Raw genomic sequence first — 18351 nt, 5'->3', positions numbered from 1 at the left:
ATCGTTAAACTTAGCTTAGCCAGCCTCCTGCAACCAAACCAGTCTCTGCTGCTTCGGCCTACCTTAAGACCCTCAACCCGGCTAGTTTCAGCGTTCTCCGACGAACTCCGTTAAGGTCCCTTAGGAACGCCAGCTACGCGATCCGCCTCCCGGATTGTCCGCGAACAAAAAAAAGGCTCCGGGAATCCCGGAGCCTGCCTCATCTATTAATGTTTGCCGACCATTGCTTCCGGCTTCACGTATTCGTCGAACTGCTCCGAAGTGAGAAGGCCGCTTGCGATCGCGGATTCTTTCAGCGTCAGTCCTTTTTTGTGCGCGTTTTTCGCGATTGCCGCCGCGTTCTCGTAGCCGATGTACGGGTTCAGCGCCGTTACCAGCATGAGCGATTGCTCGAGGTTGCGCTTGATTACCGCTTCGTTTGGCTCGATGCCAATCGCACAGTTATCATTGAACGAAATCATGCCGTCCGCCATCAGGGCAACGGATTGCAGGAAGTTGTAGATAATAACCGGCTTAAACACGTTAAGCTCGAAGTTGCCTTGGCTTGCCGCGAAGCCAATCGTTGCGTCGTTGCCGAACACTTGGCAAGCGGCCATTGTCAGCGCTTCGCTTTGCGTAGGGTTTACTTTACCCGGCATGATGGAGCTGCCCGGTTCGTTCTCCGGAATGGAGATCTCGCCAATACCGCAGCGAGGACCGCTTGCCAGCCAGCGAACGTCGTTCGCAATCTTCATCAGATCCGCCGCGAGTGCTTTTACTGCACCATGCGCGTACACGATTTGATCATGGCTTGTCAGCGAGTGGAACTTGTTAGGAGCCGTGATGAACGTTTTGCCCGTCAGAGCCGTTACTTCTTCCGCTACCTTCACCGCGAAGTCCGGATGAGCGTTCAGGCCCGTACCAACCGCCGTACCGCCAAGCGCCAGCTCGCGCATTTGATCGATGCTTTGGATCAGCATCGCGCGTGTTTTCTCGAGCATCGCATGCCAGCCGCTGATTTCTTGGCCAAGCGTGATCGGAGTAGCATCCTGCAGATGCGTTCTGCCGATTTTGACGATGTTGTCGAACTTCTCCATCTTCTCGACAAAAGTACCTGCCAGTACATCGATCGAAGGGATCAGCTTGTCTTCCACGTCGATGACGCCCGCGATATGCAGAGCGGCCGGGAACGTATCGTTCGAGCTTTGGGAACGGTTCACGTCGTCGTTCGGGTGGATGCGGGCTTCACTGCCGCGTTCGGCAAGCAATTGGTTCGCACGGTGAGCAACCACTTCGTTCACGTTCATGTTCGTTTGCGTGCCGCTGCCTGTCTGCCATACAACAAGCGGGAAATGCTCGTCCCATTTGCCAGCCAGAATCTCGTCAACCGCTTCGCCGATAACGCCGGCTTTCTCCGCATCAAGCTTGCCAAGCTTCAGGTTTGCGTTCGCAGCTGCTTTCTTGATGATCGCCATCGCATATACGACTTGAAGCGGCATTTTCTCGCCGCTGATTTTGAAGTTTTCCAAGCTGCGTTGGGTTTGAGCTCCCCACATTCTGTCCGCAGCAACTTTGATCTCGCCCATTGTGTCTTTCTCAATCCGGTATTCCATGCTCTTTAACGGCCTCCTTCATGTTTACATGCACATAGTACTACTTTATACAAAATCACCCGGTCATTTCAATACGATTACCGCCTCATATCCATGCCGGGACGGCATAATTCCAGGCCCGTCAAGCAAAAACGCCCCAAGAGGGAGCAGCTACGCTCTCCATCCCCGGGACGTTTCCAAATCTTACAGCCCTTTCGCGGCGCGATAGGCTTCTATATAGGCGCTTGCTTTTTGCTCGATCAGTGAGAAGTCGCCTGTTGCTACGGCATCCTTCGTCAGGTCGGAACCGATACCTACGGCTACGGCTCCCGCTTTGACCCAATCCTTCAGGTTGGAGAGCGATACGCCACCCGTTGGCATAATGTTTGCCTGCGGCAGCGGACCTTTAATGGATGGAATAATGCTTGGCGAGAACAGGTTGCCAGGGAACAGCTTAACTACGTCAACGCCCATCTCAAGCGCGCTTTGAATTTCATGAACCGTCATCGTGCCCGGCATAACCGGAATCGCGTAACGGTTGCAAAGCTTAATCGTATCCGGGTTAAAAGCAGGTGCCACTACAAATTCAGCTCCGGCCATAATCGCCGCGCGTGCCGTTTCCGGATCAAGCACGGTGCCTACGCCGATAATCGCGAAGTTGTCCGCATCCGGCGAAGCCGTGCTGGAATACTCCTTGGACAGCTGTTCGATCGCACGGAGCGCGAACGGCACTGTCATCGTAATTTCAATCGCTTTAATTCCGCCTTTAATGGCACGGCGCGCCATCTCGGCTACTTCCTCCGGCGAATCCGCGCGCAGAACCGCAACGACACCCGCCTCTGTTAATTGCCCAAGTACTTTCAGCTTCTTCATGAAAAATGACCTCCCATAGTCATAGGTGAAATAAACGCAAAAAGATTGAACATTCCCGCTCCATTATAGGCCTATGTTTAACAATCGGACAACCCTGCAAAAAAACTGGTTCCGTTTTCGCTTGTAAGCGGATACTTATAATATACGAGTCAGACCTCACCAGAAAGGAATGAATCCAATGACAACGCCATCCGCCTCCCATCTGATTACGCCGGGCTCCACTCTTTTCTCCCTGATGACCCGCCACAAGGGCCAACTTATGACCGTATCGACCGCAGCCGGCGATGTACAAGGCATTCTGACGGCTTTTGACCCTGCTTACCTCACCTTGACCACGGATACGAACCAGACCAAATACGTGCTTGTTATGAATATTGCCTCGTTTACCTTCGAACCGGCCTATTAATCGCTTTGCGGTAGCAAAAAGAGGGTGTTCCCCGCAGCCGTAACCGGCCCCAGAGGAACACCCTCCCATTGTCTATACTTCTTAAACTTCCGAATAATCGATTTCGAGGAACGCTTCTACTTCCTTCTCCCAACGCTCCGATACGAAGGCAACATGCAGCGGATGCGCGTTATAAGCCTCGTAAGCCGCCTGATCGGCGAACTCCATCGAGAATCCGAATTTATAATCATTCTTCGGGCTTACTTGTCGGAAAACCCGGAACTGCTGAACCGTGGGAATAGAACTTAGAATCGCTTTGCCGTCCTCGAGAAACAGACGTTCCTGCTCCGAGCCTTCGGCATGCTTCAAGGTAAAAATAACGGAATGCTGAATCCATGTTGTTGCGGGCAAGTGCTTCCTCTCCTTTTAGAACGCTATGATAGGCCAAGCCTGCCCTAAGTATATAATTAATAAGGACGGTCGCCAAGAATGGAAATCCGCTCCGCTACGCGACGGTTTGGATAATAATCGGAAGAAGCGTAATGCTGGGTCGCGCGGTTATCCCACAGCGCAATCGAATTCTTCTCCCAGTTGAAGCGCACTTGGTATTCCGGAATCTCCGCTTGACGGAACAGGTACTGGAGCAGCTTCTCTCCTTCTTCCTCATCCAGGCCAACAATACGCGTCGTAAAAACTGGATTCACGAACAACGTCTTGCGTCCCGTCTCCGGATGCGTACGGACAACCGGATGCTCGGCAGCAGGGAATTCAGCCTGCTTCTGCGCAAGCAGCTCCGGCGGCATGTTCCGGCCAAACGTCGGAGTAAAATCATGGATAGCGGTTAAGCCGTTAATCCGCTCCTTCACGGCTTCAGGAAGGTTATCGTAAGCAGCCCCCATGTCCGCCCACAGCGTATCTCCGCCCTGAGGAGGCACCTCGGACAACCGCAGAACAGCTCCCAAGGATGGCTCCAAGCGCCAGCTTACGTCGGTATGCCAGTTGTTCTCCTGCCCTTTCATGTTCGCATCCTTCTCGAAACGGGTAATCTCGGCCGCCGCACCCTTCGGCAGGAACGGATGGTTCTCCAGCTCTCCCCATTGTCTTGCAAAATTCAGCTGCTGCTCGCTCGTAATGTCCTGGTTGCGGAAGAATACAACCTTCCATTCCAGCAGCGCGCGGTGAAGTTCGGCTTTAACCTCCGGTGACACTTGCTCCCTGAGATCTACGCCTTCAATTTCTGCACCGATGACCGGGCCGAGCGGCTTCAGCGTAAACAGAGTATAAGGACGGTCTTCCAAGCCATCAGCCAAACGCTGCAGGAATCGCGGGCCGCCTTGAATCGTGCGTTTCGAAAAGAGATCAAATTGACGGGATGTGTCTACGGTTAATTGAGTCATGGTTAATCGCTCCTTTTATAAATGGTTTATTGGGACAGCTTCTCAAGAAAACTCGCGTCGACATGATCCTGGAAGCTAATCTTATTCTTAATGAAGCCGTTGCTGAGCAAGAGCTCCGCCGACTTCTGCTGCGCATCCAGCTCTTCTTGCGAATAAGCGCGAAGACTAGGCGCGGAGCTGGCGAGCAGCGCTTTTACCACGCCCGCATCAATCTTTTTCAGATCCGCATAAATCTTAACCGCTTCGTCGGTGTTGGCGTTCTGCCAATCAATCGCCTGCTTGTAAACCTTCAGGAACGCCGTGACCAGCTCCGGATTGCTCTTGGCAAAATCCGTTCTCGCGATAGCCGATACAGGTGCGGCAATGCCTTCATTGGAGCCCGCGATAACCGTCGCTTTGCCCGATGCCGTCTCCTTCGTCGTGTAAGGATCCCAAGTTACCCAGGCATCCACTTTGCCAGTCTCGAAGGCCGGCAAAGCATCCTCCGGCTGCAGCGCAATCAGATTGACATCCTTGTCGCTTAACCCATACTTCTCCAGCACCTTCAGCAGGAACACATGCGCCGTTGTACCTTTGGCGACCGCAATGGACTTGCCTTTCAGGTCCTCAACCTTCGAGACCCCTTTATCCTTCGGCGTAATAATCGAGTTGGACAGCTTGCCGTCGCTTAGAAGAGCGATAACCTCGAAAGGCAGGTTGGCCGATAAACCGGAAATCGTAGCGCCATCCCCCAGAAAGGAGAGGTCGACGCGTTTGGATGCAAGCGACTCGAGCAGCGGAGGCCCGCTCTGGAATTCGCTCCAGTTGACGTCGGCATTAAGCGTTTTGAACTCCTCCTCAAGCCATCCCTTTTCCTTTGTGAGAAGCAGCGGCGATAATCCTCCGTTGATAGCCACATTAACCGTTACATGCGGCCGTTCAGCCGCACCTCCGTTAGCCGATGCCGCGGATGCGGTTGAATCCTTCGACGACTTGCCGCCGCATCCGGCCAGCACCGTAACCAGCGCAACTACCGTCAAAGCTGTCAGCGTTAAAGCCCGAAACTTGTTTCTCTTCATATGCTCCATCTCCCTTAATACAAGTTTATTTATTTGTTTAATCGGATTTAGAGAATAAAAAAAGATTCGATCCCTGCCCTCCCCCTGTGATCAGGTAAAAGGTTAGGAAATCGAATCTCCGGTCGTCCAGTCGATTCTTCATTCTCTTCGTTCGACAAACTGATAAAATGATCAATTTGTCATTTGGTGATTCTGATCATACCAGCTGACTTTTTGGCTGTCAACCACTTTTTTCCGATTATTCCAACCTGCTTGGTTTACTTTTTGACAACAAGCCTCAGCATAATATCGACGGCATGGCCGGATGGCTCGCCAAAGCCGCGGTAGCCCCATATCGACGTGCTTTGAAACAGCGACAGCAACAGCGTTGCCAGTTCAACCGCATCTCCTTCCACGATTGTACCTTCCGCCTGCCCGTCGCGTATAATATCCGCGAGCAGATCGCGGTTAGCCTGGGCTTTCTGATTAATCTCCGCTTTCTCCTCCGGATTCAGCACCTCGGTCGCCTGCGCCTGCAGCACGACCCAGAAATGCGTGGACGTCCTGCCTTTCTGCAGGTATTGTTCGATGAGCCATCTGAGCTTATCGAGTGACGTACCGCTGCCGCCGCGTGCTTCGAGCAGCAGCTCGGTGTACCTTTCCTGCGAGGACTGTACAAGTGCCAATAGAATCTTCTCCTTGGATTCGAAAAAATTATAAACATGACCGTAGCTTAATCCCGCTTCGGTCGCGATATCGGATATTTTCGCTACGGCTACGCCGCGCACGGTAAAGACGGAAGCCGCCGCCGACAATATCTGATTGCGGCGCAGTTCCCTCTGCTGCTGGTCTTTGATGACGTTCCTGGCCATAATATCTGCTCCTTCGCCATGATCCTCTCAAGAGGTTCTCATACGCTCATTCCTGTTTCCTTCGCATTTCTGTTAGAATGGATAGGCATGAGCAATTTATCGGGGGTTAATACATGGATTATATAATTCTGGACATTGAATTTAACGGACGCAAATTCGCAAGCGACCTCCCCATGGAAGTCATTGAGATTGGCGCCGTACGGCTGAATGCCGATTTACAGCAGACCGATATTTTTTCTTCCTTGATCAAGCCGGTCTACTTCTCCAAGCTGAATTCCTTTATTAAGAAAAAGACGGGTATTCCGCAGGAAGAAATTGATATAGCGCCAAAATTCCCTCGCGTGATCGGCGAGTTTATGAAGTGGCTGGACCGCGGAGAGCCCTTTATGCTCTTTACTTGGGGCGGCGAAGACTTGAAGCGGATCGTCTACGATACGCGGATGCATAAGCTGGACGACGCCTTCTGGCTGTCCATGGATACTTTCGACCTGCTGAAGGGCTATCTCCGCTATAAAAATATCACAAACGACGTCAGCGTAGAAGCCGCTTTGGCCGATCTTAACCTCGTCTTCGAAGGAAATGCACACCGTGCGCTGGACGATGCGATCATGACGGCTGGCGTGTTCCGCGCCATCTTCGATCACTTGGACCTCGACGCCTATAAGCAGAAATACAAGGATCTGTACACTAACGCGAAGGAACGCCGCATGGTCAAAAACGCCGTGCGCGCGATGCGTTCTCAAAAAGCAGCTCCTACTTGGGAGCTGCTGGTCAGCAAGCATCTGGAAGGCAAAATTGCTTTAACGGATCCTCGCAAGGAAGCCGAGCTGAAGGAATACTTCGAAGCGGAGGCCGCCAAGCTACCGCCGCGGCAGGCTCCGCCGCAGCAAAGCCCTGCCGGCAGCTAACCCTTGTAGCTGTCACGCCATTTGAGCAGGCGCCGCTCCAGTACCCGTACTAGCGAGTCCGTCAGCTTGCCGACGGCAGCAAACAGAATAATGCCGATAAACACAACCTCGGTGCGCATAAACGACCGGGCATCCTGGATCAAATAGCCGATGCCCCGGTCGGCACCCATCAGTTCGGCCACGACAAGCACCAGCCATGCAATGCTGATCGAAAGCCGAAGTCCCAGCAGCACGTTCGGCATAGCCGCCGGAAGGACAAGGCGGATCATCTGGTTCACCTTCTTGAATTCCAATACCCTCGCCACGTCAAACAGCTTGGAATCCACGTTCCGTACGCCCAGAAACGTATTTACATAGAGCGGGAAAAACGCTCCAAGCGCGATCAGCAGAATTTTCGACGTCTCCCCAAACCCGAACCACAAAATAAACAGCGGCGTAATCGCAAGGAGCGGTACGGTGCGGATCATTTGAACGGTAGGATCTACAATCTCCTCGACCTTGCTGAACATGCCAACCGTAAGGCCAAAAAGAAGGCCAAGGCTGCCGCCTAGCAAAAAGCCCAACAATGCCCGCAGCACGCTAATCTCCAGATGGCGGAACAGCTCTCCGGAGACGATCATTTCATAAAATTCTTTAATAATGGAGGACGGCGCCGGGAACATCATCGCGTCTACGATTCCCGTGCCGCTGACGTATTGCCAGCTTCCAATAATAATAAGCGGCAGCAAGCTGCCCATCAGCAGTTTTCTTCCTTTGAAATCGCCTTTCATCCTGGCGGCGCGAACGGCAGCGGCAGGCTTGGAAGCCGCCGGGGATACTCCTTTTATTGCTTCAGTAGCAGGATTAGACATGGCTTATTCATCCTTTCATGGCTCCGGTTGTTTAGAGCAGATGCTCCTTGCGGTTTGGCGCTACGGTTATTTCGATCGACTGCTCCTTGCGGCGCTCCGGTTGATCGATCGATTGTTCCTTGCGGTTTGTTTCTTGAATTAGAATTTTCAAAGGTTGAAACAAACGCGCAATAGTCACACTCGACCGATCAACCTCCGCTAACAGCAGAAAAGTCACATTCGACAGAAATAACCTCCGCTGGCTTTAAAACGCGCAATTGCCACACTCGACCGATCAACCTCCGCTTACAGCGCGGACATTCGCACTCGACCAAACAACCTTCGCTAGCCGATACAAAACACGCAAAGTCGCATTCCACCGAAACAATCTCCGCTGGACGCTAAAACAAAAGTCACAAGAGGCCTAAACATCGGCCGGAGTTAGATGGTATACGTTTCTTTATCCGGCTCCTCGTGGTCGAGAGCCCGGAGGATTAACGTGCGGAGGTCCTGGAACGCCGAGCCCGTTCTTTTGCGGGGAAACGGAAGATCGATGGGAACAATCGTCTTGATTCGGCCGGGACGAGGGTCCAGTACGATAACCCTATGCGACAGGAAAACCGCCTCGTCGATATCGTGGGTGACGAACAGCATCGTTGTGCGGTTTTCGCGCCAAATATCGAGCAGGGCCTCCTGCATATGGCTGCGAGTAAAGGCATCCAGCGCGCCGAAAGGTTCATCGAGCAGCAGCACCTTCGGATTGCGGAGCAGCGCTCTCGCGATAGCCACCCGCTGGGACATGCCCCCGGACAGCTGCTTCGGGTATGCTTTTTCGAAGCCCTCCAATTTAACCAGCTTGATCAGCTGATCTACCTTCTTGCGGGTCTCCGGATTGCGAAGAGACAGATCGGCCGCGATGTTGCGTTCAACCGTTAACCAAGGGAATAGACGATGCTCCTGAAAAATAAACCCTTTCTCCTGGGAAGGCTTCTTCACTTGCTCCCCTTCAAGCAGAACACGGCCTTCGATATCAACATCCAGCCCCGCTACAATCTTGAGCAGCGTGCTTTTCCCGCAGCCGCTTGGTCCAATAATCGATACAATCTCCCCTTGATTGATGGTCAGCTTCAACCGGTCAAGCACGGGAACCGCTTCGTTAGAATTACGGAACGTTTTGCTTACGTCTACAATCTCCAATAATGCCGTCGACATTACCGGCACCTCCTTTGTTTGATTGTTTTCCCTAATTTTTCTATTCCGTATTGGAATAGTTGGAATTAGGATATAAAAAAAGATCCAATGGACGTCTAAGCAGACAGCTCCATTGAATCTCTGGTTGGTCCAGTCGATTCGATCTCCTGTTACAGACTGACATTTTCGTCAATCCGTATCTGTTGATAAGATCATAGCGGGTTGGGAAAAAGCTGTCAATCGTTTTTTGAAGTCTAAAACCAACAGTTTCAAATTGCTCCCTTTACCCGCCTGTAGTAGTATTACATGTTGGGGTTTTTATACGAATTTTATTGCATGGGAGAAGTATCATTCATGAATCGCGCATCCAAGTCTTTCTCCGCCTACGAGCTTCTCTACGTCGTTGGCATCATCGCCATCTCGTTCTCGTCCATCTTCATCAAATGGTCCAGCGCCGAGCCCTCGGTTATCGGCATGTACCGACTCTATCTGACTGTCCTGATTATGCTGCCGCTGGCATGGAAATATAAGCAGGAACTGCTCTACCATACAGCCCGCCAGCTTCTGCTGCTGCTTGCTTCGGGTGTTATGCTCGCTTTGCATTTCCTGTTCTGGATGTCGTCGCTCAAGCATACCACGGTTGCAAGCTCAACGATCTTCCTGGCGCTTGAACCGGTGCTCGTCATGCTGGGCTCTTATTTCATCTTCAAAACGAAGGCTAACAAAATGATGCTGCTCGGCATGGGAATTGCCATGATCGGCACGGTCATTATCGGCTCGAGCGACCTGGCCTTATCGAAGGAAGCCTTGTACGGCGACTTCCTGTCGATTCTCGGCACGATTGCGGTAGCGCTCCATATGCTGATCGGCAAGCAGCTCCGGAGCAGCACAAGCGCCTTCGCCTATAACTTCCTTGTGTTTGCCATTGCCGCTACAACGCTTGCCGTCTATAACCTTATTCAAGGCTACCGGTTTACCGGCTACAGCTCGCATGAGTGGGGCATCTTCCTGCTGCTGGCGATTGTGCCAACGCTGTTCGGTCATTATCTGTTCAACTGGCTGCTGAAGTATATGAACGCAACGGCCGTCTCCATGTCCGTGCTGGGCGAGCCGGTTATCGCTTCGCTGTTAGCCTGGGCGCTGCTCAAGGAAGCCCTCACGGGTTGGCAGCTTGGCGCAGGCATCGTAATCCTCTTCGGCGTGTGGCTGTTTATGCGCCACGGCAAAGAGTAGGGTCGGATTAATTCCGCCATAGTCGGAACGCAAAAAATGTATCTCCTTCCGCTGCTGTTGCCTTCCCTTTGCCTGAACAATTCTAAAAGGTTGCAAAGGGAAGACAAAGGCAGGCGCTGACGCTCTCCAGGAGATACATTTTCCGCTTATCCTCTATTTGGCGATTAAAACGACCGCTTATCCGCGCGAGCAGTAAGCCACAACCTCGTCATAGGACAAATTGCCGCCGAAGATGTCCAGCGCGCTGCCGATCGTGATGTCCAGCTTGCCGCCTGTCAAACGGCGGAACAGCTCGAGATCCTCCAGCGAGCGGGCGCCGCCGGCATAGGTCGTCGGGATCGTTACCCAATCCGCCAGCTGCTTCACCAAGCTTTCCAGAATGCCCGTCCGCTTCCCTTCCACATCTACCGCATGCACGAGAAACTCGCTGCAATACGATTCCAGCTCGCGAAGATTCGCTTCGTTCACCTGGAAGCTGCTGAAGGTCCGCCATTGGTTCGTCACGACAAACCAGCTTCCGTCCTTTTGCTTGCAGCTTAGATCAATGACAAGCTTGTCCTTGCCAACCTCGGAGACAATCCGCTTCAGGTTGTCCATATTCAGCTCGCCGTCACGGAAAATATAAGACGTCACAATAACCTGCGAAGCGCCCGCTTCGAGGTATTTTGCCGCATTGTCCGCCGTAATCCCTCCGCCGATCTGCAGACCTCCCGGGTATTCGCGCAAAGCGTTCAATGCCGCTTCTTCATTTCCTCCGCCCAGCATAATGACGTGACCGCCTGTCAGCGCATCCCGCTTGAACATCGATGCGTAATAAGCCGAGTCATGCTCGGACACAAAATTTTCAACCACGCGCCCCGGATTGGCATCCAGCGTCTCTCCGACAATTTGCTTCACTTTCCCGCTATGCAGGTCGATACACGGTCTGAACTTCATGCGATCTCCTCTTTCTCGTCTTTAAGTCCTTTTATTGTAACAGAACTGTCCGCTATGTCGTATGCCGCATAGGCAAAATTTTAAAGCCTTCGAACGGATGGGCGTATGTTACACTAGAATACGAGAGTTAATAGAGAAGGAGATTCGCGACTGATGAAGTTTGTTTCCTGGAATGTAAACGGCCTTAGAGCCTGTGTAAATAAAGGATTTTTGGATTATTTTAACGAGATGGACGCTGATTTCTTCTGCCTGCAGGAGACGAAGCTTCAGGAAGGACAGATTAACCTGGAGCTTGGCGAAGCTTATCATCTGTTCTGGCATTATGCCGAGAAAAAAGGGTACTCCGGCACGGCGATCTTTACGAAGCATAAGCCTCTATCCGTAAGCTACGGCTTAGGCGAAGAGGACGAGGATAACGAAGGACGGGTAATTACGCTTGAGTATGAGAACTTCTATCTCGTAACGGTGTACACGCCAAATGCCAGACGGGACCTGTCGAGGCTGGATTTCCGGCTGGCTTGGGAGGAACTGTTCAGGGGTTATCTCACTAAGCTGGACGAACATAAACCGGTGATCGTATGCGGGGACTTGAACGTGGCTCATCAGGAAATCGATCTGAAAAACGCGAAGTCGAACCGGGGCAACTCCGGCTTCACGGACGAGGAACGGGAAAAAATGACGCGTCTGCTTGACGCCGGCTTTATCGATTCCTTCCGTTACCTGTACCCGGATCGGACGGATGCGTACACCTGGTGGTCTTTTATGCCGAAGATCAGAGAACGGAATGTCGGCTGGCGCATCGACTATTTCCTAACATCCGCAAGACTTGCTCCGTCCATTGCTGATGCAGGCATCGATTCCCAAATTCTCGGCAGCGACCATTGCCCGGTTGTGCTCACCATGGACATGGAAAAGGGACATCAAGCTTAACGCTTAATGTCCCAATCCTGCACATCAATAAACATGCCGTAATCGGAAGGATGTACGCCGGTAACAGCATTATTTACTGCGCCCAATGAACGGGTCGCGTAAACGGACAGCATCGGCACATCTTCCGCCATAATCTGCTGCAGCCTGCTGTAGGATTCCTTAATTTCGGCTTCGGTCTTCTCCGATTTCAGGAAAGCGAGCAGCATGTCCACTTCGGGATTGCGGTACCCGTTGGGATTCCCCTCCTGCAGAAAATAGCTAACGTCCGGCAGAGGGTTAACGAGTGACATCGAGACCGTCATAACGCCAAGATCGTAGTCTCTTTCAACGATTTTATGGATTAGAGGGTCCAGACTTACCGTCTGAATCTCCGCGTCTATTCCAACAGCCTTCAAATCATCGGCTGCCATCCGGGCTGCCTGCCCCAGCGTGCTGTCCCCGGCCAAGACGGATAACGTCAGCTTTGTACCGGGTATCCAGCCTGACTCCGCGAGCAGGCTTTTTGCTTTGTCCGGATCATATTCAGCCTGTTTGACCGACGGGTCAAGGTAAGGGCTGTAGCTGGTGAACAATCCGTCTACCGTCTCTCCCGCTCCCCGCAGCAGATCGTTGACAATCCTCTCCCTATTGATCGCGTAAGAGATGGCTTTCCTTTGCCTTGCATCCGGCAGCTCTTGTTCATTGATATACATGAATTGGGTCGCAACGGATGGCCCATTGATCGTTGTCACATTCGGGAGCGATTTGATTTTACCGTAATCTTCAATCGGGATAACCCCAAACGACGGAATATTGAGATCCACATCTCCGCTTTCGAGCTGATCGGCAAGCGCCTCGCCCTTCAATATTTTAAAGTTTAACCGGCCGATTTTTGGCACTCCCTTGAAATAACCGGCGTTTGCCTTCAACTGGACAAGTTGATCCCGCACGTAGTTATCGAACTGATAAGGACCGCTGACGACAGCTGATTTTTGCACAAAATCACCGTTCCTCAGCTGATCAACCGATGCATTCTCAAGCGCTTTTTTGGGAAGCGTAAGCAAGTTCCGGCCTATAGAGTCCTGCATAATGGTTAAGGTTGTCGGTTCCTTGGTTTTTATCGTAAGCGTATGCTCGTCCACGGCTTGCACGCCGGTTAACCCCAACTGCTCCTGCAGCCGGAACCCCGCTGAATCTGTCCCCTCTATAATGGAAAACATATACGCATAAGTCGAAGCAATCTCCCTGCTTGTCATCAGCTGAAGCGTAAAAACAACATCATCCGCCGTGACGGGACTCCCGTCGCTCCATTTAGCGGCCGGACTCAGATTGATCGTAAATAACCTATGATCCACTGTTGTAATGGAATCCGCCAGCATCGGCTTAAAGGCCAGATCCTGATCCAGTTCAAAAAGCGGCAAATACATTAAACCGGAAATATAAGAAGAGACCTGTCCAACAGGCGACAATGGATTAAGAGTATTTGGGGAGTACGTTACTCCGATATTAACGGTTTTTGCCGAGGAGATCGGCTTCATGGATAGTTCCGTTCTACTGCATGCCGATAGGATAAACAGCATAGCTATCAGCAGTCCTAACAGGGAGCGCATACGACTAAAGTTATGCATGGCTGCTTCACTCCTCTTCAACAATCCAAGCGTAAACGACTGCCGGCAGCATGCGTTTCGCGAAAGATACCTCTTCCTATAGTTTACCACTATATGTCTAATCGTGGAATCTATCCCTGAAACGACTTGGCGCTTCCCCGGTCCACCGCTTGAACTGTCTGCTGAAATGAGCAATATTGTTGTAGCCAAGTCTCGAGGAGATCTCTTCAATCGTCAGCTCGGGATCCATCAGCAGCAGCTTCGCCTTTTTCAGCATAATGGTGGACAGGTATTGCCTCGGGGATACGCCAAAAGCCCTACTAAACAGACGGTTCACCGACGAGGTGCTGTATCCGACCGCAGCGGCAATCGAGGTGACCGTATCTTTTTCGTTCATCAGTCCGGCAGCCGCAGCCTCCTCCACCGCTTCCTCCAGCATGATAGCGACCCGCGAAGCCAGCTCCGAATTTCTAAGGCCGGCAGGGTCCTGATTCAGCTTGGATAATGTACCGCTAAGGGAGGCAAACAGCTCGAATAACGCGGACAGGACATGCATGCGGGCTTCCGTTCGCAGTACCGCTTCTTGCGACACCGTTAATCCGATCAGCTTGTCCAGCGCCGGCCTTATCGCCATAGCAAGCTCGCTGTCCGAGGGATAAAAGCATCTTGGACTGCGGCAGAGCAGCTCGCGGAAGGAAGGCTCGTCCACGTCAAAATGAAGGCAGTAATACGTCATGTCTTCCTCCCCCGACACCCGGCTTTCATGCAGGTCGCCAGGCCTGAAGAGCAGCAGGTCGCCCGCTTGTTGCGTGTAGCTTTCCCGTTCAACGCTAAACTGCTGGGTACCCGTCAGAACCAGATTGATCTCAAACAACGGATGCTTGTGAAGCGGATAACTCCAGCCGGGATCAACGGTTCGGGAGTGGGCTCCGAACACCCGGAAGGTCGAGTCCATATCGGGCAGCATATACTCCCTTTTTTGACGTTCTTTTTGCTCCATTTCAATTTCCTCTCCGGCGGCCGCACCAGCATGATCGATTTGGGTAAATTATATCCTGCTATGGATATGGGATAGCGCTTAAGCCCTTGATAATATAAAGATATTATAACATACCAGCCACAATAAGACGGTAGCGGAGAATGGTAAATACCATACATCTCCAGTCTTTCCAATGGCTAATTTGCTGATCTGACGAGAGGAGATTTTTGTCGAAATGGCTACTATTACGAACCCTATTTTACCGGGCTTTAATCCGGATCCTTGCATTTGCCGCGTAGGCGAAGATTATTATATTGCGGTATCGACCTTCGAGTGGTTCCCGGGCGTGGGGATTTACCATTCCAAGGATCTGAAAAACTGGCGGCTTGCTTCCCGTCCGCTGAACCGTCTGAGCCAGCTGAACATGATGGGCAACCCGGATTCCGGCGGGATCTGGGCGCCTCAATTGTCCTACAGCGACAATCAGTTCTGGCTGATCTACACAGACGTAAAGGTTGTTGAAGGCCAGTGGAAGGACTGCCACAACTACCTGGTTACCTGCGATACGATTGACGGCGAATGGTCAGAGCCGATTCATATGAACAGCTCCGGCTTTGACCCTTCCCTCTTCCATGATGAGGACGGCAAAAAATATTTCGTAAATATGATGTGGGATCAACGCGTTGGCAATCACCCGTTCTACGGGATCGTGCTGCAGGAGTATGATGCGGCCGAGCAGCGTCTGGTCGGCAAAGCGGAAGTCATTTTCAAAGGCACCGACATTAAGCTGACCGAAGCGCCGCATTTGTACAAAATAGGCGACTATTACTACCTCCTGACTGCTGAGGGCGGTACAAAATACGATCATCAGGCGACGATTGCCCGCTCGAAGGATCTCCGTGGACCTTACGAGGTGCATCCGGAAAATCCGCTTATTTCTTCGCATGCCCATCCGCGGATTGCGCTGCAAAAAGCGGGACATGCTTCCATCGTTCAGACGCATACGAATGAATGGTTCCTTGTCCACCTGGTAGGGCGTCCGCTCTCCCGCGAAGGACAACCATTGCTGGACCCGCGCGGCTATTGCCCGCTTGGACGGGAAACAGCTATTCAACGTCTGGAATGGCATAACGATTGGCCTTATGTGGTAGGCGGCAATAAACCTTCGCTGACTATTGAAGGACCAAACATCGAAGAAGTGGTGTGGGGACCCGACTTCCCCGAGAAGGACGAGTTCGATTCGGAGACGCTGAATCCGCATTTCCAGACGTTGCGTATTCCGCTCGGCGAGAACATTGTATCCTTGAAAGACAACCCGGGCCATCTGCGTATCTACGGGAAAGAATCGCTGACTTCGAAGTTCACGCAGGCTTTTGTTGCCCGCCGCTGGCAGCATTTTAACTTCACCGCGGAGACCAAGGTAGCGTTTAGCCCTGAGTCGTTCCAGCAATCCGCCGGTCTCGTGAACTATTACAATACGCAAAACTGGACTTCGTGCCAGATTACCCGTCATGAAGAAAAGGGCCGCATTCTGGAGCTGGTTGCCTGCGATAACTTCTCGTTCTCGCAGCCGCTGCAAGGCTCCGAGGTTGTTATCCCGAACAACGTGGAATACGTATTTCTCCGCGTTGATGTCACGGAGCTGACGTACCGCTACTCGTACTCGTTCGACGGAGACAGCTGGACAACGCTGCCGGTTACCTTCGAATCGCATAAGCTTTCGGATGATTACATTCAAGGCGGCGGCTTCTTCACCGGCGCGTTTGTCGGCATGCAATGCCAGGATACTTCGGGCAGAGGTTTGTATGCAGACTTTGACTATTTTGTTTACAAAGACAACTGAGACCTAGTGCGGGACAACTAGGCTTGTCATGGCGGAAATTGTTCTCCTTCCGGTTCACCGAAATTTCGGCAACATCTAGCTAGTTGCCGAAATTCGGTGTGGCTGTTGCCCTTCGGGTAAAGGCAGACGCTCCGCTCCTCCAGGAGAAACTTTTTCCTCTATTCCTCGCCCGTTGTCTTATTTTTTGGGGACCGAAAGAAAAGGAAGGCCGCTTTATTGGGGCCTTCCTTTTTTATATTGAGACAGGTCTTTTTTTCCAGTAAATGATAGAATAAGAGTCACTCATTATAACCTAATTGTGGATTGGAGGAACTGCATGATTGACGGCAAGATAGAACAACTTATTCGTTCCAGTGGTCTTGAGAAATATGAGGATGCCATTATCTCTAATTGTTTATTATCACTTAGAATGACCACGGAAAATGGGGACGATGATAATATCCCCGTTGCACGTTCTAAGCTAGGAGGTAAACCGGATCTGCCGATCGGAATTTCTTGGCCGAAGTATCAGGATCGTTCTCTCCATTTCATTGCTCAAGTTAATCTTGGAGAGCCGGAAAATAAACTTTCTCTATTGCCTGATAAAGGCCTGCTCAGTTTCTTTTATGATTCGCTTGAGCAGCCATGGGGATATGATCCCAATAACCGCGGAAGATGGAAGGTTCTCTATTTTGATCGTACTGAAGATCTAGAAAGAAGAGAAGAACCGGAAGATATCATCGAACAAGGCAGTTACTCGTCATGTATGACCGTCTTCAATCTACAGAACACATTACCTCCTGCCGAATCCTTGTTTGTTGAGAAACTTCGATTAACGACTGAGGAAACGGATAACTACTATGCGTTACTCGAAGAAATTGAAGAGCATTATAATTTTGGCGATATGAGTCATAGGTTATTGGGGCATCCGAATCCCATTCAGAATGAGATGCAATTAGAATGCCAACTAGTCACTCATGGTTTATACTGCGGAGACGGTACAGCCTATAGAGATCCAAAGAGAAAACTGCTCGAACAAACGGCGGACTGCTGGAAGCTCCTGCTCCAAATCGACTCGGAAGAAGAAATTGGAATGATGTGGGGAATGACAGGCAGGTTGTATTTCTGGATACGCGAAGAAGATCTGCGACAGCTGAATTTTAATAATGTGTGGGTCGTTTTACAATGCAGCTAGCAACTACTACATTTATGGGAATGGTGAAACATGACAAGAGACATTTTAAGTAAATTAATTGAACGGCGCGAAGAAGGACGAGCAAAGCAGGATCAAGAGATTTTAAGCGAGGTACGCGAACAGCTGTTAGAACTGCTATCCGAATATCCCGATGATGCGGAGGTTAATTACCAGATGGGGATCGCCTGCGATAATTCCGGTCTTGGAGATAAGGCGATCCCTTATTACGAACGGGCAATCGAGTTAGGACTGTCCGGCGCTGATCTGGAACGATGCCTGATGGGACTCGGCAGCACTTACCGTTACTGGGGACAATACGACAAAGCGGTCGCGACTTTGAGCAGAGGGATGAAGGAATTTCCCGAGAACCGAGCTATTCAAGTATTTCTCGCCATGGCGCTGTATAACAGCCAAAACTATAAGGAAAGCGTAGAGCTTCTGATCACTAACCTCATGGAGAGCACCACGGACGAGAAGCTTCATTATTTCAAGCGCGGAATAAACTATTATAAGGAAAATCTCGATGAAACGGCTTTAAACGAATAGCCCTTACATTGTAAACATCCACGGCATCCAGAAGAACAAGCTCGCTGCCGCCTCCGCTTG

At 51.4% G+C, this 18351-nt stretch carries 19 protein-coding genes; 7 read left to right on the top strand and 12 right to left on the bottom strand.

The genetic code is table 11. The annotated features are described in order from the left end of the window. Positions 1-206 precede the first annotated feature (206 nt). Positions 207-1592 (bottom strand): class II fumarate hydratase, encoded by a 1386-nt coding sequence (gene fumC / locus PGL01S_RS21650; RefSeq protein WP_127496650.1) that lies wholly within the window; start codon positions 1590-1592, stop codon positions 207-209. Positions 1593-1775: 183 nt separating this feature from the next. Beyond that, positions 1776-2444: a bifunctional 2-keto-4-hydroxyglutarate aldolase/2-keto-3-deoxy-6-phosphogluconate aldolase gene (locus PGL01S_RS21645; RefSeq protein WP_127496649.1), complete on the bottom strand. Its 669-nt coding sequence runs from the start codon at positions 2442-2444 to the stop codon at positions 1776-1778. A gap of 178 nt (positions 2445-2622) precedes the next feature. Here PGL01S_RS21645 and PGL01S_RS21640 point away from each other — a divergent pair, with 178 nt between their 5' ends. Then, positions 2623-2850 carry a DUF2642 domain-containing protein gene (locus PGL01S_RS21640; RefSeq protein WP_162862767.1) on the top strand — a complete coding sequence of 76 codons (228 nt, stop codon included), beginning with the start codon at positions 2623-2625 and terminating at the stop codon, positions 2848-2850. An 81-nt stretch (positions 2851-2931) separates the two neighbouring features. On the opposite strand, the gene PGL01S_RS21635 is transcribed toward PGL01S_RS21640, so the two are convergent. From PGL01S_RS21635 to PGL01S_RS21620, 4 genes are all read right to left on the bottom strand, one after another. Beyond that, positions 2932-3240, bottom strand: coding sequence for a Dabb family protein (locus PGL01S_RS21635; RefSeq protein WP_127496648.1), 309 nt, complete (start codon positions 3238-3240; stop codon positions 2932-2934). Between the two features lie 56 nt (positions 3241-3296). Then, complete coding sequence (locus PGL01S_RS21630; protein WP_127496647.1) at positions 3297-4226, bottom strand: TauD/TfdA dioxygenase family protein; 930 nt, start codon at positions 4224-4226, stop codon at positions 3297-3299. Positions 4227-4252: 26 nt separating this feature from the next. Further along, a complete protein-coding gene (locus PGL01S_RS21625; RefSeq protein ID WP_127496646.1) occupies positions 4253-5284 on the bottom strand; it encodes an aliphatic sulfonate ABC transporter substrate-binding protein in 1032 nt (343 codons plus the stop codon). Positions 5285-5541: 257 nt separating this feature from the next. Continuing rightward, positions 5542-6135: a TetR/AcrR family transcriptional regulator gene (locus tag PGL01S_RS21620; RefSeq protein WP_127496645.1), complete on the bottom strand. Its 594-nt coding sequence runs from the start codon at positions 6133-6135 to the stop codon at positions 5542-5544. Positions 6136-6248: 113 nt separating this feature from the next. On the opposite strand from PGL01S_RS21620, the gene PGL01S_RS21615 reads away from it, so the two are divergent. Beyond that, positions 6249-7043, top strand: a complete 795-nt coding sequence (locus tag PGL01S_RS21615) for a 3'-5' exonuclease (protein WP_116394041.1) — start codon at positions 6249-6251, stop codon at positions 7041-7043. Here the strand turns inward: PGL01S_RS21615 and PGL01S_RS21610 are convergent. The 3 genes from PGL01S_RS21610 to PGL01S_RS21605 form a co-directional block, all read right to left on the bottom strand. After that, on the bottom strand, positions 7040-7894 hold the full coding sequence (locus PGL01S_RS21610) for an ABC transporter permease (RefSeq protein WP_127496644.1): 855 nt from the start codon (positions 7892-7894) through the stop codon (positions 7040-7042). The genes PGL01S_RS21615 and PGL01S_RS21610 overlap by 4 nt on opposite strands. 31 nt (positions 7895-7925) lie before the next feature. After that, entirely contained in the window at positions 7926-8072 is a 147-nt protein-coding gene (locus tag PGL01S_RS30940; protein ID WP_164775551.1) for a hypothetical protein, read from the bottom strand. 242 nt (positions 8073-8314) lie between these two features. After that, positions 8315-9085, bottom strand: a complete 771-nt coding sequence (locus PGL01S_RS21605) for an ABC transporter ATP-binding protein (RefSeq protein WP_127496643.1) — start codon at positions 9083-9085, stop codon at positions 8315-8317. Positions 9086-9418: 333 nt separating this feature from the next. Between PGL01S_RS21605 and PGL01S_RS21600 the strand changes: the two genes are divergently transcribed. Beyond that, the gene (locus tag PGL01S_RS21600; RefSeq protein ID WP_127496642.1) at positions 9419-10297 is read left to right on the top strand and encodes a DMT family transporter; all 879 of its coding nucleotides are present in this window, start codon (positions 9419-9421) and stop codon (positions 10295-10297) included. A gap of 177 nt (positions 10298-10474) precedes the next feature. Here PGL01S_RS21600 and hisA read toward each other — a convergent pair whose 3' ends face one another. Continuing rightward, positions 10475-11233 carry a phosphoribosylformimino-5-aminoimidazole carboxamide ribotide isomerase gene (gene hisA / locus PGL01S_RS21595; RefSeq protein ID WP_127496641.1) on the bottom strand — a complete coding sequence of 253 codons (759 nt, stop codon included), beginning with the start codon at positions 11231-11233 and terminating at the stop codon, positions 10475-10477. A 153-nt stretch (positions 11234-11386) separates the two neighbouring features. Between hisA and PGL01S_RS21590 the strand changes: the two genes are divergently transcribed. Continuing rightward, the gene (locus tag PGL01S_RS21590; protein WP_127496640.1) at positions 11387-12163 is read left to right on the top strand and encodes an exodeoxyribonuclease III; all 777 of its coding nucleotides are present in this window, start codon (positions 11387-11389) and stop codon (positions 12161-12163) included. Here the strand turns inward: PGL01S_RS21590 and PGL01S_RS21585 are convergent. Beyond that, positions 12160-13770 (bottom strand): ABC transporter substrate-binding protein, encoded by a 1611-nt coding sequence (locus tag PGL01S_RS21585; RefSeq protein WP_127496639.1) that lies wholly within the window; start codon positions 13768-13770, stop codon positions 12160-12162. The two genes, PGL01S_RS21590 and PGL01S_RS21585, sit on opposite strands and share 4 nt — an antisense overlap. A 97-nt stretch (positions 13771-13867) precedes the next feature. Further along, positions 13868-14749, bottom strand: coding sequence for an AraC family transcriptional regulator (locus PGL01S_RS21580; protein WP_127496638.1), 882 nt, complete (start codon positions 14747-14749; stop codon positions 13868-13870). A gap of 214 nt (positions 14750-14963) precedes the next feature. Here PGL01S_RS21580 and PGL01S_RS21575 point away from each other — a divergent pair, with 214 nt between their 5' ends. The 3 genes from PGL01S_RS21575 (at position 14964) to PGL01S_RS21565 (ending at position 18291) form a co-directional block, all read left to right on the top strand. Beyond that, on the top strand, positions 14964-16571 hold the full coding sequence (locus tag PGL01S_RS21575; RefSeq protein WP_127496637.1) for a glycoside hydrolase family 43 protein: 1608 nt from the start codon (positions 14964-14966) through the stop codon (positions 16569-16571). Positions 16572-16887: 316 nt separating this feature from the next. Further along, positions 16888-17745, top strand: coding sequence for a YwqG family protein (locus PGL01S_RS21570; protein ID WP_127496636.1), 858 nt, complete (start codon positions 16888-16890; stop codon positions 17743-17745). 30 nt (positions 17746-17775) lie between these two features. Continuing rightward, a complete protein-coding gene (locus PGL01S_RS21565) occupies positions 17776-18291 on the top strand; it encodes a tetratricopeptide repeat protein (protein ID WP_127496635.1) in 516 nt (171 codons plus the stop codon). Positions 18292-18351: the final 60 nt, after the last annotated feature.

It is taken from the genome of Paenibacillus glycanilyticus NBRC 16618, from assembly GCF_004000805.1.
GTDB lineage: Bacteria > Bacillota > Bacilli > Paenibacillales > Paenibacillaceae > Pristimantibacillus > Pristimantibacillus glycanilyticus.
Note: the sequence above shows the minus strand (reverse complement) of the source record. Positions and strands in the feature narration are given on the sequence as shown.